The sequence below is a fragment of the Pseudoalteromonas sp. CO109Y genome (genome assembly GCF_004208935.1).
GTDB classification, from domain to species: domain Bacteria; phylum Pseudomonadota; class Gammaproteobacteria; order Enterobacterales; family Alteromonadaceae; genus Pseudoalteromonas; species Pseudoalteromonas shioyasakiensis.
On record NZ_SGPD01000034.1, the window covers coordinates 13760 to 27831 of the forward strand.

Here is a 14072-nt window from a genome sequence, read left to right on the forward strand (position 1 = left end):
AAATGAAAATCTTTTTCTTTGGTCAAGCCACTGGCGGAAATGCATTATTGTGGTTCAACTTCCTAAACCATCAAACTAAAAATAATAAGCAATTAGAAATTACATTTTTGGCACGAACCCTTTGTACTTTGAAGCACTCTTTTAAGGTTTTTTCACCTTATGGTTATAAAAAACTACCAAAGGTAATTCAAAAACTAAGGAATAAAAGTGTTTCATTATTTTTACTTGACCTCTATTTATTCCTCCTAAAAAGAAAAGGAATACAAGATTTATTAATTCTACAAGGGAACTATACACCAGCGACTAACTTGAAAGTATTAAGTAAGATAGAGCATAAAAATTCAATATTAAACATTTATGGAAGTGACTTTTATAGAAAATATCTTAGAAAAGAACTTGATAAAGCTGGGCTGAAACAATTTATAGAGGTTCTTGAAAAAGTAGATGTAATTCATTGTAACTGGCATACAACGAAAGATGACTTCCTAAATGAGTTTCCACAGTTCAGTGAAAAGGTTCTGTGTTGTCCATGGGGAGCAGATTTAGATTGGTATGAACATGAAATGAAACCTAAAAAGAGAAAAGAAAACAAAGTCTTTTTATCTACTAGAGCATTGCACTCATATAATAATGTAGATCTAGTAGTTGAAGCATTTTGTAAAGCTTTTCCTAGTAATACACATCATCAGTTACATATAGTTGGTGCCTATGGTTGCGATCCTGAAGTACTTAAAAAGATACGTAAAACCATTATAGATTATGATCAAAGCAATAACATTAAAATTGATATAGATAAATGGTACGAAGGTATTGATCTAATGAATTTATATGACAGCGCTGATTATAATATTTGTTTTGGTTCTACAGATCAATTAACGATAAGTATCGTTTATGCTTATTTACGGGGAACAAAAAACATACTTTCTCCCTTAGATAATTACCAGTACCTTAGCCAATTAGGTTTCAAAACACAGTCTATATGTGAAGAAATTTCAGTTGAAAACCTTAAAGAAAAGTTTCTATATTTAGTTGATAATTCGATGGATGAAGAAAGTATTATAAGTGATGAAAAATTAGCAAGAGAAGTTTTTAATTTAGAAACAGTCTTTAATCACTATATGGAAAAAATTAATGAATAATAATACTACTCCAGGCTATATAACATTATTAGATATTTTAATTAAGGGCTCTGATAAGCTTGATTTTTCACTGGATTCTATAGAAGCAGGGCATAATGGGCCTTATAAAGATGAAGAGACAAGAGCTAGAAATATCGCACACTGGATAATAATTTTCAGTTGTATATATAAGGAAACTAAAGAAATTAAATATAAAGAGTTTTCTTATCAAGCTATTGATCTTCTTTTATCAGAACAGTTCCGCCCGATGAAAGCAGCATTTTTCTGTCGAAAAAATCCTCTTAAAGACTTCTCTAATGGTGTTATGGGACAAGCGTGGATCATGGAAGCATTAATCTATTCATCAAAAGTTTATAATGATAGTGAGTTGATGAAGCAGGCTATTTCTCTTTATAGAATGCATTCATTTGACAGTAACCGAAGTCTTTGGAGGGTATTGAATGTAGAAGGCTCTTTTGGAGACTTCGACCAAACTTTTAATCATCAACTTTGGTTTGCATCTATAGCTGCAAAGTTGGACTTTAGCATTGCAAAAGAGCAAAGCCTAAGCTTTATGGATAATGTATTAAGCAATGTAGAATTGTATTCAGATGGAATTATCTATCATAAATCATCGATTTATAGTTTTAAAATAGAAAAGAACCTAGGATTTGGTTCGATCTTAGATTATTTTTTCAATAAAATGTATTCTTTTAAAATTAAGCGTTCTCTTTATTCTAAATCTGTAGGTTATCACTCCTTTAACCTGGTCGCCTTAAGTTATTTATATTCTGAATTCAAAGAACATGCTTTTTTCAAAAGTAAAAAGTTTGAGAAAATTATATCAGTAATAAAATCTGAACAATATTTAAAGTCATTAAAGAAATCTAAATATTCTTATCAATATAATCCGCCAGGTATTGAGGAGGCAATAGCACTCTCAAATATTATTTCAGATGAGAATTATGCAATTAAAGCACTTGAAAGGCATTTTTCGATTACAGGAATCAGTAATACAGTCAATGTGCATGACTACCATACAAGTTTAGCTAGGCTTTATGAAATTGCTTTGTTAGATATTAAACTAACTACACCTATTAAGGTATCTTCTGAAATGGTGTCTAAGTGACAAAAGATAAGGTCAACTTTGTAATATTCTTTAGCATTTTCTTTTTTCCATTATTTCCATCAATAATGGTTAATTCTCAGGTTCATATTAATATTTTAGTTTTTTTACTTTCAATACTATACCTGATTATTTATAAAAAAAGTGTTGATTTTTACCGTGACAAGGTTGTTATAAGTTATTACTTAGTCCTTTTATTATTACTTAGTGTTAGTTTTATTTTTGACATCGTAAGCTTAGAGATATCTATTGGAAGTGGATTTTCCTACTTAAGGCCATTGATGTTGTTGGTGATAACTATTGCCGCTATTGATGCTGTCAAAAATTCTGATTTTGTATGTAAGCAACGGCTGGCTTTGATTGTTCTTGCTTCGACTTTATATGTTTTTGTTGAGTTGATTTTAAACTCTCAGCCATATTTTCATGAGCTCGTTTTTTATCTTTATAAAAGAGAGTTTAGATTTGAACTTTTATTTTATGCTGTAACCTTTTTTGGAACTAGTTACTATTCAGGCTATGCTTTTCTGATTCTTTTCTTTTTGGCATTAATTAATTATAACAAGTATCAAACTACACTTTTTGGTTTCCTTTTAGTCGTCTTTACAGCACTGCTGGTTTTATTATCACAGAGTAAGTCGATGATTTTCTCTTTGTTTATCTGTATATATTTGTATGCTTTTTTTAAATCTAAGAGTTTATTGCTTAAGTCTATTCTATTCTTCTTCCCTTTTGCGTTAGTGTTTTTATTTTTTATTAATAAAGATGTAATTTCTAATCTACTTATCTCAACAGAACTTCGCTCACTAAAGTCTCTTGATACATTATTAATGAATACATCAAACTCTGGAACTTTGAATGTCCGCTTTGAGCAAATAATTTCAGCTTTTAATTCAGCATATGAAAAGAGCATCTTTTTTGGAAGCGGGCTCGGAAGGGATGAAAGTTTAGAATCATTACCGGCTGTATACTTTTTTAGATATGGACTCCTATCAATATTTTTCCATTATTTTGTTGTATTTTTTATTGTAGTCTTCTCATTTATAAAAATGCGTGAACTGCGTAAATCAGATGACTTTATTTACCCGCTTGTGGTATTCTTATGGGCTTTTACTTTACCCTTAACGCAATTTAGTGGGGTAATGGTAGAAATGTCAAAACTATCATATATGTCAGCGCTGATGGTTGGTTATCTTTTAAAGTTGAGAGGTTTGAGTGCCAAATAAAGTTCTTGTATCAGTAATTATACCTTACTACAACTCTAGGGCTAGTTTATCCAAACTGTTATCTTCAATTCCTGAGCATGATTGGCTAGAAGTAATTGTTGTTAATGATCACTCTGACAGTATAGAAGATATAATTTCTAAACATAAACGTTCTATTACTTTTATGCAATTACAAGGGCATCGGTGGGCTGGAGCGGCGCGAAACTTAGGCTTACAAAAATCAGTCGGTCAATTTATTCTATTTGCTGATGCCGATGATTGTTTTTTAGAAGGTGCGTTTGATAAAGTTTATAATTATTGCCATAAATCAAATGATTTAGTTTTTTTTACACCGACGAGTAGAAAAGAGTCGGGAGAATCATCTACAAGGCACCTAAGTTATAAACAGCTTATCTTAGATTTTATTGAAACAGGCAAAGATGCGATAAAATACAGATTTCATGTTCCTTGGAGTAAACTTGTAAGTAGAAAGTTAATTGTAGATAACAATATACTTTTTGATGAAGTGATTGCTTCAAACGATGTTAACTTTTCTTTGAAATGTTCATATTTCGCTAAAAATATTGCTGTTACTACTGATGAAATATACTGTGTTGTTGAAAGTGATCAAAGCTTAACAAAGCAACTGTCTGAAGAAGTAATTGACTCTAGGTTCGATGCACTTTCACGCTACAATGACTTTCTTATTTCTAAAGGCGACCCGAATCTAGCTGCTATGTCAGGCCATCTTTTTTCAGCTTATAAATTCGGCTTTAATAAGTTTTTAAGTCGTTATTTCTACTGTCGCTATAGAGGGTATAAAATTTTTTATAGTTGGTCTCATATTTTTAGTGTTATTAGGAGAAGAAAGTTAGTCTAATGAAAATTTTATATTTGCATCAATATTTTGCTACCCCTTCTTCTAAAAGTGGAACTCGTTCTTATGAGATGGCTAAAAGGTTAGTTAAAAATGGCCATGATGTGACTTTTGTTACATCTTCGGCTTATTTATCTGATGAATTCAGTTTAAAAAATGGATGGAATTATTTAGAAATTGAAGGAATTAAACTTCATATCTTAAATCTTAATTACTCTAATAATGATGGTTTTATTAAGCGAATTTTTAAATTTATTAACTTTTCTATTCGCTCTACATTTAAAGCTTTAAAAGTTAAATCCAATGTGGTTTTTGCTACTAGTACTCCTCTTACAATTGCGATTCCAGGATTAGTCTATTCAAAAATTAAAGGAAAGCCTTTGGTTTTTGAGGTCAGAGATTTATGGCCAGAGCTTCCTATTGCAACAGGGGTGATTAAAAATCCATTAATAATTTCTTTTGCTAGGTGGTTAGAAAAGTATACATATAGAAACTCTTCTCGCCTGGTTGGTCTTTCTCCCGGAATGTGTGATGGTATTGCTCAGCAAGGGATACCTAGAAGTAAAATAACCTTAGCTACTAACAGTTGTGATACAGAACTCTTTGATGTCGATAGTATCGTTGGTGAAAATTATATTAACTCCAATTTTAGCTTTCTAAATGGCCGTAAATTAATTGTTTATACAGGAACTTTCGGTTTGATCAACGATGTTGGGTACCTTGTCGAAATAGCTAAGGAAGCTATGAACATTGCACCTGAGTTATGCTTTGTTGCAATAGGTGAAGGTATGGAGAAAGAAAAGGTTATTGAGAAGGCGTCAAGTGCAGGAGTTCTCAATAAGAATCTTTATATATTACCTGCTGTACCTAAAACGGAGATTGTAAAGATTCTTTCCGCTGCCGACTTATCACTCTCATTATTTGGACCTATAAAGGAGATGTGGAATAATTCGGCTAATAAACTTTTTGATTCTTTGGCCTCACAGACTCCGATTGCTATAAATTACGGAGGCTGGCAAAAAGAATTTATACTTGAGTCTAAATGTGGTGTTGTTCTTGACCATAGGAACTATAAATGTTCGGTTATTAATATCAAAGATTTCTTATTTGATATGAAGGCATATAACCTGGCAAAGGATAGTTGCCGCACACTTTCTTATGAGCGTTTTTCGAGAGATATTATGGCTAAAAAGTTAGAGAACACGATACTGGAAGCATGTGATGATTAAGCGGTTTTTTGATTTTATTGTTTCGCTTTTTGCTTTGCTTTTATTATCCCCACTAATGCTTATTTTATCTTTATTGGTGCGATTCAATATAGGCTCACCTATTCTTTTTAAGCAGGAGCGGCCAGGTCTCAATGGTCATGTGTTTAATATGCTTAAATTTAGAACCATGTTAAATGATACAGATAGTCAAGGCCGACTCTTACCCGATGAAAAAAGAATTACAAAGTTTGGCGCGTTCTTACGTTCAACAAGCTTGGATGAATTACCTGGTCTCATAAATGTTCTCAAAGGTGAGATGAGTTTGGTTGGTCCAAGACCTCTTCTTGTTCAGTATTTACCTCTATATAACAAAGAGCAGGCACGACGCCATGATGTTCGTCCAGGTATAACTGGGTGGGCCCAAGTTAATGGCCGAAATGCTATTAGTTGGGAAGATAAGTTTAAATTTGATGTTTGGTACGTCGATAATCATAGCTTTTTACTTGATATAAAAATTCTTTTTTTAACAGTAAAAAAGGTATTTGTTCGTGAAGGTATTAGTGCTGATGGTGAAGCAACAATGCCACTCTTTAAAGGTAGTGATAAAGAATGAAAGATATTATAGTTATTGGCGGTGGAGGCTTTGCCAAAGAAGTTATTTGGCTAGCTAATGATTGCAATCGTAAAGTTAGAGGTGTCTTAGACGATAATTCCGAAACTCATGGCCTTGAACTTCAAGGTGTAAATGTCTTGGGAAATATAGATTCTTGGATTGAATATGCTTCAGATTGTCAGTTTGTAATTGCAATTGGTAATCCTCGTGTGCGTAAGTTAGTGGCTGATAAAATGAAGCTTTTAGGGGACCCTGATTACGCAATCTTAGTACATCCTAGTGTACGTTTCTCAAACACAGTTAAAATTTCCAAAGGAGCTATTGTTTGCGCTGGAACTATTTTGACAACAGACATTGAACTTGGTGAGCACTGTGTTTTAAATCTTAATGTCACTGTTGGTCATGAGTGTGAAATTAGAGATTTTGTAACAGTTGCACCTATGGCTGCTATTTCAGGAAATGTGACCTTACATGATTTGGTTGAAGTTGGTACTGGGGCTGTAATTAGGCAGGGGCTAACTCTAGAAGGCGGTTCAATGCTTGGGATGGGTGGGGTTCTAACTAAGAATATACCGGAAAAATTTATTTTTGCAGGTAACCCAGCAAAGAAACTCAAGGAGATTGTTGAGTAATGGAAGTATCAATCATTGGTTCAGGTACAATGGCAACAGGTATTGCCCAAGTTATTTGTAACTGCGTTCAGATTACTAAGGTTAACATTATTGCTCGCACAGAAGCTAAAGCAGCTAATGTGATAGATATTTGCGAAAAAGGTATGAAGCGACTTATTCGTAAGTCTAAAATTACCGAAGAGCAAGCTTCTACATCTGTTGAAAAATTACAAGCCTGTACAGATTTAGAGGTCATTAGGAATTCAGATTTAATTATAGAAGCTGTAGCCGAAGACTTTACAGTAAAAATGGAATTATTTTCTAAGCTATCTAACTTAGTGTCCAATAATGCAATCGTAGCAACGAACACTTCTTCTCTATCAATTACTGCTTTTGCCAGTGTACTGCCTAATCCTAAAAATGTTGTAGGCTTGCACTTTTTCAATCCTGCACCCGTAATGGAGTTAGTTGAGATTGTTGTTGGTCATGAAACATCTAGCTCTATTGTGGAAAAGTTAGAGTCACTAACAAAGATGTTAGGTAAATCACCTGTGGTTGTGCAGGAGGCTCCTGGATTCGTAGTTAATCGTATGCTTATTCCTATGATTAATGAAGCTGTTAGTATTTTAGCTGAAGGTGTTGCTACAGCAGAGGATATTGATAAGGCTATGAAGCTTGGTGCGCATCATCCGATGGGCCCATTAGCTCTAGCTGATTTAATTGGTAATGATGTGAATTTATCAATTATGGAAACGCTTTATAGCGAAACAGGTGATCCTAAATACCGAGCACATCCTTTACTAAGGAAAATGGTTCGAGCAAATCATTTAGGGCGAAAATCTAAAAAAGGCTTTTTTGAGTATAAGTAATGTTAAACACTCCTTTTTCTCCGTGGCCAAGCTTTACCCAAGAAGAAGCTGATGCTGTTAGCCGCGTTATTTTATCGAATAAAGTTAATTATTGGACCGGTACAGAAGGCCGTGAATTTGAAAATGAATTTGCGGCTTGGACTGGTACAGAGTACGCTGTAGCGTTAGGTAATGGAACTCTTGCTCTCGATCTTGCTTTAAAGGCATTAGATATAGGTCCAGACGATGAGGTAATTACTACACCTCGTACATTTTTAGCTTCTGCGAGCAGTATTGTTACTGCAGGTGCATCGCCAATATTTGCTGATGTTGATCTTAACAGTCAAGCAATCACAGCTGAGTCTATTAAAGCCGTACTTACTCCTAAAACTAAAGCTGTCATAGTTGTGCATTTAGCTGGAATGCCGGCTGAGATGGATGCAATCATGGCGTTAAGTAATGAGTATGGATTCTATGTTATTGAGGATTGTGCTCAGGCACATGGAGCAAAATACAAAGGTAAGTCAGTTGGGAGCATTGGCCACATTGGAGCTTGGAGCTTTTGTCAAGACAAAATAATGACTACAGGCGGTGAAGGTGGCATGGTTACCACAAACTCTAAAGAGTTATGGTCAAAAATGTGGAGCTACAAAGATCATGGTAAAAGCTTCGATGCCATTTACAATCGCGAGCATCCTCCAGGATTTAGATGGCTACATGAAAGCTTTGGTACTAACTGGCGTATGACCGAGATGCAGGCTGTAATTGGACGTATTCAGCTAACTCGTATGAGTGACTGGACTGCAAAGCGTCAAGCTTATGGTGCACAACTAGATCAGGCTGCAAGTGGTTATAATTGTGTCCGTTTAGTGTCAATACCTGAATATATTGAGCATGCTGAGTATAAGCATTATATGTTTATAAAGCCTGAATCTTTAGCTGAAGGATGGGATCGGGACCGAATAGTTAACGAAATAGTAGCTCGTGGTGTGCCCTGTTTTCAAGGAAGTTGCTCTGAAGTTTATTTAGAAAAAGCTTTTGATAATACTTTGTGGCGACCAGCTGAGCGCTTGAAAAATGCTGTCCAGTTAGGTGAAACCTCATTAATGTTCCTTGTACATCCATCTCTAACTCAGCATGAAATTCAGCAAACTACAATTGCTATACACGAGGTTTTAGAAGCCGCATCTAAATAACATAGTCTTAAGTGGTAGTTAGTTGCTTCTCCGGTAACAAATTGCCACTTTTTTTTACAAAAAAGCAAAGGATTGTTAAGCACTGCTCAACTAGATTATAGGAATTGTTTTAGTTGTTCCTAATGTAGTAGAATTAGAGTAGGACTGATATGTTACTTTTTAATAGGGACCCTTTCTTGTTTTTAGATACTCTTGTCAAATTACCGCGAAACCAAAAAAGAGTTGTTTCTTTAATTATAGATACTTTTTTTATATTTTTATCTTTTTGGCTTGCATTTATATTAAGACTCGATAGCTTGAAAGAGTTTTATGACTACCAGAACTGGTTATTACTTTTAGGGGTATTACCATTAAGTTTGTCTGCTTTTGTGAAGCTAGGCTTATATCGTGCTGTTTTACGGTATATTAACTCTCAAGCTTTATGGGCAATTTTAGCAGGTGTGATCTTATCCACGGTCTCTCTAATTGGCCTTTCATTCTTTATTGGGGCGCAAGTCCCAAGAACTGTACCTGTTATATACTTTTGTATCGCTTTGCTGCTTATTGGTGGTAGCCGATTAACAGTACGTGCGATCGTCGGTAAACTCATTATGCGCAGAAAAGAAGGCGTGGTTATTTACGGTGCAGGCTCTGCTGGACGTCAATTAGCAACTGCGTTGGCTAATGGACCTGAATATGCCCCAGTTGCGTTTTTAGACGATGACCCCAAAAAACAAAATACATTCGTACAAGGGTTGAATGTTTTTTCATCTAAAGAAATTGCAAAAGTAGTTGCTACTAAATCAGTCACGAAAATTTTATTAGCTTTACCAAGTGCTACCCGAAGCCGCAGAAAAGAAATCCTCAATGAAATTGAGTCTTTTAAACTACAAGTTATGACGATTCCTGGAATGGCCGATTTGGTAGCAGGGAACACTTCATTAGAACAAATAAAAGAAGTAGGTGTTGAAGATCTTTTAGGGCGTGACCCAGTAGAGCCAAACACCGAATTAATGTCTGCTAATATTCAAAATAAGGTTGTTTTGGTTTCAGGTGCAGGTGGGTCAATTGGCTCTGAGCTTTGTCGTCAAATTGTTAAAAACTCACCAACGAAGCTAGTCTTGTTTGAACTTTCTGAATATGGCTTATATGCAATTGAAAAAGAGCTGAAAGACTACGTTTTTCAAAACTCCTTAAATATCGAAATAGTGCCAATTCTTGGCTCTATTCAAAACTTTAAACTCATCTCAATGACACTTTCGTCATTTAAAGTGCAAACTATATATCATGCTGCGGCTTACAAGCATGTGCCTTTAGTTGAGCATAATGTTATTGAAGGTGTTAAAAATAATATATTTGGCACCAGTAACATTGCCCGTGCTGCGATAGAAAATAACGTTGAAACCTTTGTACTTATTTCAACCGATAAAGCGGTTCGACCTACCAATGTGATGGGGACAACCAAACGTATGGCTGAGTTAGTGCTGCAAGCATTATCTGATACGCAAAAAACTACGCGCTTTACTATGGTTCGTTTTGGTAATGTTCTGGGTTCTTCAGGCTCTGTTGTACCATTATTCAGGCAACAAATTAAGCAAGGCGGCCCTATCACTTTAACCCATAAAGACATAACTCGTTATTTTATGACGATTCCTGAAGCTGCACAGCTTGTTATTCAAGCAGGTGCAATGGGTAAAGGTGGCGATGTGTTCGTTTTAGATATGGGCGAACCGGTTAAAATAATGGATTTAGCGACTAAGATGGTCCACCTCTCTGGCTTAGAAGTGAAGTCAAATAAACACCCTGAAGGTGATATTGAAATTCAATGTACTGGCCTACGTCCTGGTGAAAAGCTTTATGAAGAGCTATTGATTGGTGATAACGTTGTTGGTACTGATCATCAAAGAATCATGAGTGCACACGAAGTTAAAATGCCATGGGATGAGCTTGAACAAGTTTTACTTGAGCTTAAATCGTCATGTGATTTAAACGATCACCACTCTATTCGTAAGTTGTTGTTAGAAGCACCAACAGCCTTTAATCCCACAGATGGTATTTGTGACCTCCATTGGCTTGAGAGTGTAAAAAATAACGAAAACGTAACTGTATTAAAGAATGCAAAGTAAAAAATAAAGTAGCTTAATTAGGTATATATGAATATTACAATCGCGGGTACAGGTTATGTTGGTTTATCTAATGCCATGTTGTTGGCCCAACATAACAATGTAGTAGCTCTAGATATTGTTGAAGAAAAAGTAGCGCAACTAAATGCCGGGAAGTCGCCAATATCAGATACAGAAATTGAAGATTTTCTTGCTAATAAACAACTGAGTTTTACTGCCACTACAGATAAGCAATTAGCTTATCAAAATGCAGATTTCATCATCATCGCTACACCTACCGATTATGATCCAGAGACCAACTACTTTAATACAAAGTCAGTTGAAGCTGTTATTGCTGATGTACAAACAATAAACCCAACAGCAGTAATGGTTATTAAGTCAACTGTACCTGTTGGCTTTACCGAAAGCATTAAGCAAAAGTTTAATACAGGAAACATTATTTTCTCTCCAGAGTTTTTAAGAGAGGGTAAAGCGTTATACGACAACTTACACCCATCGCGTATTATTGTGGGTGAACGATCAGAGCGCGCCGAGGCATTTGCAAATTTATTAGCACAAGGGGCTATTAAAGAAGGGATTGAAGTATTGTTTACTGATCCAACTGAAGCAGAAGCCATTAAGTTGTTTTCAAATACTTACCTTGCTATGCGCGTAGCCTACTTTAATGAGCTTGACAGCTACGCAGAAAGTCATGGTTTAAATTCTAAACAAATAATCGAAGGGGTAAGTTTAGACCCACGTATAGGTGGTCATTACAATAACCCTTCCTTTGGCTATGGTGGCTATTGCTTACCTAAAGATACCAAGCAATTATTGGCTAACTATCAAAACGTGCCAAACAACATGATCCGCGCCATTGTAGACGCAAACTCTACTCGTAAAGATTTTATCGCAGAGTCGATCCTCGCAAGAAAGCCAAAGGTAGTGGGTATTCACCGTTTAATCATGAAGGCTGGTTCGGATAACTTTAGAGCATCCGCTATTCAAGGCATCATGAAGCGAATCAAAGCTAAGGGTGTTGAAGTGATAGTTTATGAACCTGAATTACATGAAGAAACTTTCTTTAACTCTAAAGTGACCCATGACCTAGCTGAATTAAAGTCTTCTGCAGATGTAATTATTGCCAACAGAATGGTAACTGAGCTCGATGATGTTGCAGAAAAAGTGTACACCAGAGACCTGTTTGGTAGTGATTAGTTCTCACTTGGGGTAATAACAATTTTGTAATAGACACGCCTAAATTCTCTGCGTATAATCGCTGGCTCATAAAAACCAATCCTTTTGGATTGGTTTTAAGGAAAATGAGTATTTTAGGTGTGACTATGGAAAGTTGGTACTTACTTTTTTGTAAATCAAAACAAGAGCTAAGAGCTCAAACTAACCTTCAAAACCAAGGTTTTGAAGTATTCTTTCCCGAACATAAAATCGAGCGTATCGTAAAAGGTCGCCGTTCAATTCGTACATCTCCTCTTTTTCCTAGTTATTTATTTATAAAGCTAGACTCGCAAAACTGTAACTTTTCTGCGGTAAAAAATACCCGTGGAGTAAGTGGTTTTGTTGCTTATGGTCATAAATTTCAAATCGTACCTGAGCAGTTAATTGCTCAACTCAAATCTATGAGTGATATGAGTGAGGTAACATCTTCGCTACCAAAAGCCGGTGATGTTGTTTACCTAAACACAGAGTCATTTAAAAATGTTCAAGCTATTTACCAAGAGTCAGATGGTGACATGCGTAGCATTTTGTTAGTTAATTTATTGAACAAACAAGTTACCGTAAGTGTAGATAATAAAGAAATCAGTTTATAAGTCGCGATTCAAAACGACATTAACGTAGGAACGCTTTTAGCCGTGAACATGATTTAAATGTTCGGCGTTAAAACGCCTCCTACATAACGGGTAATTTATAAGTCGTGATTCCGCGCGACATTAACGTAGGAACGGCTTTAGCCGTGAATGGGGAAGAATATTCGGTGTTAAAACACCTCCTACGGTGTAAGCATTAAGATTTAACACGTAAAAAAACAAATAATAATAAAATCAGTACGTAGGAACTGCAACCTAGGGGCGGAAGCGTGCCCGGAGGGCTAGGCAAGGCGTAGGCGTCACGCTTCCTTGGCGCGTCTCAAACACGGCACTGTTATTAATAATTCGCGCGAAATAAATTTCACGCCTACAAAAAGGCGAATTCCGAAGGGTAAGGTGTAGGCGTCACGCTTGCTTGGCGCGTCTCAAACACGGCTCTGTTGCTAATAATTCGCGCGAAATAAATTTCACGCCTACAAAAAGGTGAATTCCGAAGGGTAAGACGTAGGCGTCACGCTTGCTTGGCGCGTCTCAAACGCGGCTCTGTTGCTAATAATTTGCGCGAAATAAATTCCACGCCTACAAAATGGCGAATTCCGAAGGGTAAGGCGTAGGCGTCACGCTTGCTTGGCGCGTCTCAAACGCGGCGCTGTTGTTAATAATTCGCGCGAAATAAATTTCACGCCTACAAAATGGCGAATTCCGAAGGGTAAGGCGTAGGCGTCACGCTTGCTTGGCGCGTCTCAAACACGGCACTGTTATTAATAATTCGCGCGAAATAAATTTCACGCCTACAAAGAGGCGAATTCCGAAGGGTAAAGCGTAGGCGTCACGCTTGCTTGGCGCGTCTCAAACACGGCACTGTTGTTAATGCTTCGCGCGAAATAAATTTCACGCCTACAAATGGTGAATTCCGAAGGGTAAGGCGTAGGCGTCACGCTTGCTTGGCGCGTCTCAAACGCGGCACTGTTGTTAATGCTTCGCGCGAAATAAATTTCACGCCTACAAATGGTGAATTCCCAAGGGTAAGTCGTATGCGTCACGCTTGCTTGGCGCGTCTCAACCGCGGCGCTGTTGTTAATAATTCGCGCGAAATAAATTTCACGCCTACAAAAAGGCGAATTCTGAAGGGTAAGGCGTAGCCAATCCCGTAGGAACGGCTTTAGCCGTGAATGGTTGAAAAATTTCGGCGTTAAAACGCCTCCTACTAAGTAGGCTTTTGTATTAATAACGCGATACCGCTTGCAAACACACACAAGCAACGATTTACAATCTTGAAGAACCTAGAACCTAGAACCTAGAACCTAGAACCTAGAACCTAGAACCTAGAACCTAGAACCTAGAACCTAGAACCTAGAACCTAGAA

At 36.4% G+C, this 14072-nt stretch carries 12 protein-coding genes; all 12 read left to right on the top strand.

The genetic code is table 11. The features are described 5' to 3' along the window. The first annotated feature begins 2 nt into the window (after positions 1–2). The gene (locus tag EXT43_RS14020) at positions 3–1139 is read left to right on the top strand and encodes a glycosyltransferase (protein ID WP_130167238.1); all 1137 of its coding nucleotides are present in this window, start codon (positions 3–5) and stop codon (positions 1137–1139) included. Further along, positions 1132–2247, top strand: a complete 1116-nt coding sequence (locus tag EXT43_RS14025) for a hypothetical protein (protein ID WP_130167239.1) — start codon at positions 1132–1134, stop codon at positions 2245–2247. Before EXT43_RS14020 ends, EXT43_RS14025 begins: the two co-directional genes overlap by 8 nt. Continuing rightward, positions 2244–3467: a hypothetical protein gene (locus EXT43_RS14030; protein WP_130167240.1), complete on the top strand. Its 1224-nt coding sequence runs from the start codon at positions 2244–2246 to the stop codon at positions 3465–3467. The genes EXT43_RS14025 and EXT43_RS14030 overlap by 4 nt, the downstream gene beginning before the upstream one ends. Further along, positions 3457–4326 (top strand): glycosyltransferase family 2 protein, encoded by an 870-nt coding sequence (locus EXT43_RS14035; RefSeq protein ID WP_130167241.1) that lies wholly within the window; start codon positions 3457–3459, stop codon positions 4324–4326. The genes EXT43_RS14030 and EXT43_RS14035 overlap by 11 nt, the downstream gene beginning before the upstream one ends. Beyond that, on the top strand, positions 4326–5552 hold the full coding sequence (locus tag EXT43_RS14040; protein ID WP_130167242.1) for a glycosyltransferase family 4 protein: 1227 nt from the start codon (positions 4326–4328) through the stop codon (positions 5550–5552). Before EXT43_RS14035 ends, EXT43_RS14040 begins: the two co-directional genes overlap by 1 nt. Continuing rightward, positions 5545–6144 (top strand): sugar transferase, encoded by a 600-nt coding sequence (locus EXT43_RS14045; protein ID WP_130167243.1) that lies wholly within the window; start codon positions 5545–5547, stop codon positions 6142–6144. Before EXT43_RS14040 ends, EXT43_RS14045 begins: the two co-directional genes overlap by 8 nt. Next, the gene (locus EXT43_RS14050; RefSeq protein ID WP_130167244.1) at positions 6141–6776 is read left to right on the top strand and encodes an acetyltransferase; all 636 of its coding nucleotides are present in this window, start codon (positions 6141–6143) and stop codon (positions 6774–6776) included. Before EXT43_RS14045 ends, EXT43_RS14050 begins: the two co-directional genes overlap by 4 nt. Then, positions 6776–7624 carry a 3-hydroxyacyl-CoA dehydrogenase NAD-binding domain-containing protein gene (locus EXT43_RS14055; protein WP_130167245.1) on the top strand — a complete coding sequence of 283 codons (849 nt, stop codon included), beginning with the start codon at positions 6776–6778 and terminating at the stop codon, positions 7622–7624. The genes EXT43_RS14050 and EXT43_RS14055 overlap by 1 nt, the downstream gene beginning before the upstream one ends. After that, positions 7624–8799 carry a DegT/DnrJ/EryC1/StrS aminotransferase family protein gene (locus EXT43_RS14060; protein ID WP_130167246.1) on the top strand — a complete coding sequence of 392 codons (1176 nt, stop codon included), beginning with the start codon at positions 7624–7626 and terminating at the stop codon, positions 8797–8799. The genes EXT43_RS14055 and EXT43_RS14060 overlap by 1 nt, the downstream gene beginning before the upstream one ends. Positions 8800–8948: 149 nt before the next feature. Continuing rightward, positions 8949–10904 carry a nucleoside-diphosphate sugar epimerase/dehydratase gene (locus EXT43_RS14065; protein ID WP_063529827.1) on the top strand — a complete coding sequence of 652 codons (1956 nt, stop codon included), beginning with the start codon at positions 8949–8951 and terminating at the stop codon, positions 10902–10904. A 27-nt stretch (positions 10905–10931) separates the two neighbouring features. Next, positions 10932–12098 carry a nucleotide sugar dehydrogenase gene (locus EXT43_RS14070; protein ID WP_063529828.1) on the top strand — a complete coding sequence of 389 codons (1167 nt, stop codon included), beginning with the start codon at positions 10932–10934 and terminating at the stop codon, positions 12096–12098. Positions 12099–12223: 125 nt separating this feature from the next. Continuing rightward, a complete protein-coding gene (gene rfaH / locus EXT43_RS14075; RefSeq protein WP_058583906.1) occupies positions 12224–12709 on the top strand; it encodes a transcription/translation regulatory transformer protein RfaH in 486 nt (161 codons plus the stop codon). The last annotated feature ends 1363 nt before the right edge of the window (positions 12710–14072 follow it).

Excerpts from the sequence above, each read along its gene's own strand:
- EXT43_RS14020 (WP_130167238.1), top strand. The coding sequence starts at position 3 with ATGAAAATCTTTTTCTTTGGTCAAGCCACTGGCGGAAATGCATTATTG.
- EXT43_RS14025 (WP_130167239.1), top strand. The coding sequence starts at position 1,132 with ATGAATAATAATACTACTCCAGGCTATATAACATTATTAGATATTTTA.
- EXT43_RS14040 (WP_130167242.1), top strand. The coding sequence starts at position 4,326 with ATGAAAATTTTATATTTGCATCAATATTTTGCTACCCCTTCTTCTAAA.
- EXT43_RS14045 (WP_130167243.1), top strand. The coding sequence starts at position 5,545 with ATGATTAAGCGGTTTTTTGATTTTATTGTTTCGCTTTTTGCTTTGCTT.
- EXT43_RS14050 (WP_130167244.1), top strand. The coding sequence starts at position 6,141 with ATGAAAGATATTATAGTTATTGGCGGTGGAGGCTTTGCCAAAGAAGTT.
- EXT43_RS14055 (WP_130167245.1), top strand. The coding sequence starts at position 6,776 with ATGGAAGTATCAATCATTGGTTCAGGTACAATGGCAACAGGTATTGCC.
- EXT43_RS14060 (WP_130167246.1), top strand. The coding sequence starts at position 7,624 with ATGTTAAACACTCCTTTTTCTCCGTGGCCAAGCTTTACCCAAGAAGAA.
- EXT43_RS14065 (WP_063529827.1), top strand. The coding sequence starts at position 8,949 with ATGTTACTTTTTAATAGGGACCCTTTCTTGTTTTTAGATACTCTTGTC.
- EXT43_RS14070 (WP_063529828.1), top strand. The coding sequence starts at position 10,932 with ATGAATATTACAATCGCGGGTACAGGTTATGTTGGTTTATCTAATGCC.
- rfaH (WP_058583906.1), top strand. The coding sequence starts at position 12,224 with ATGGAAAGTTGGTACTTACTTTTTTGTAAATCAAAACAAGAGCTAAGA.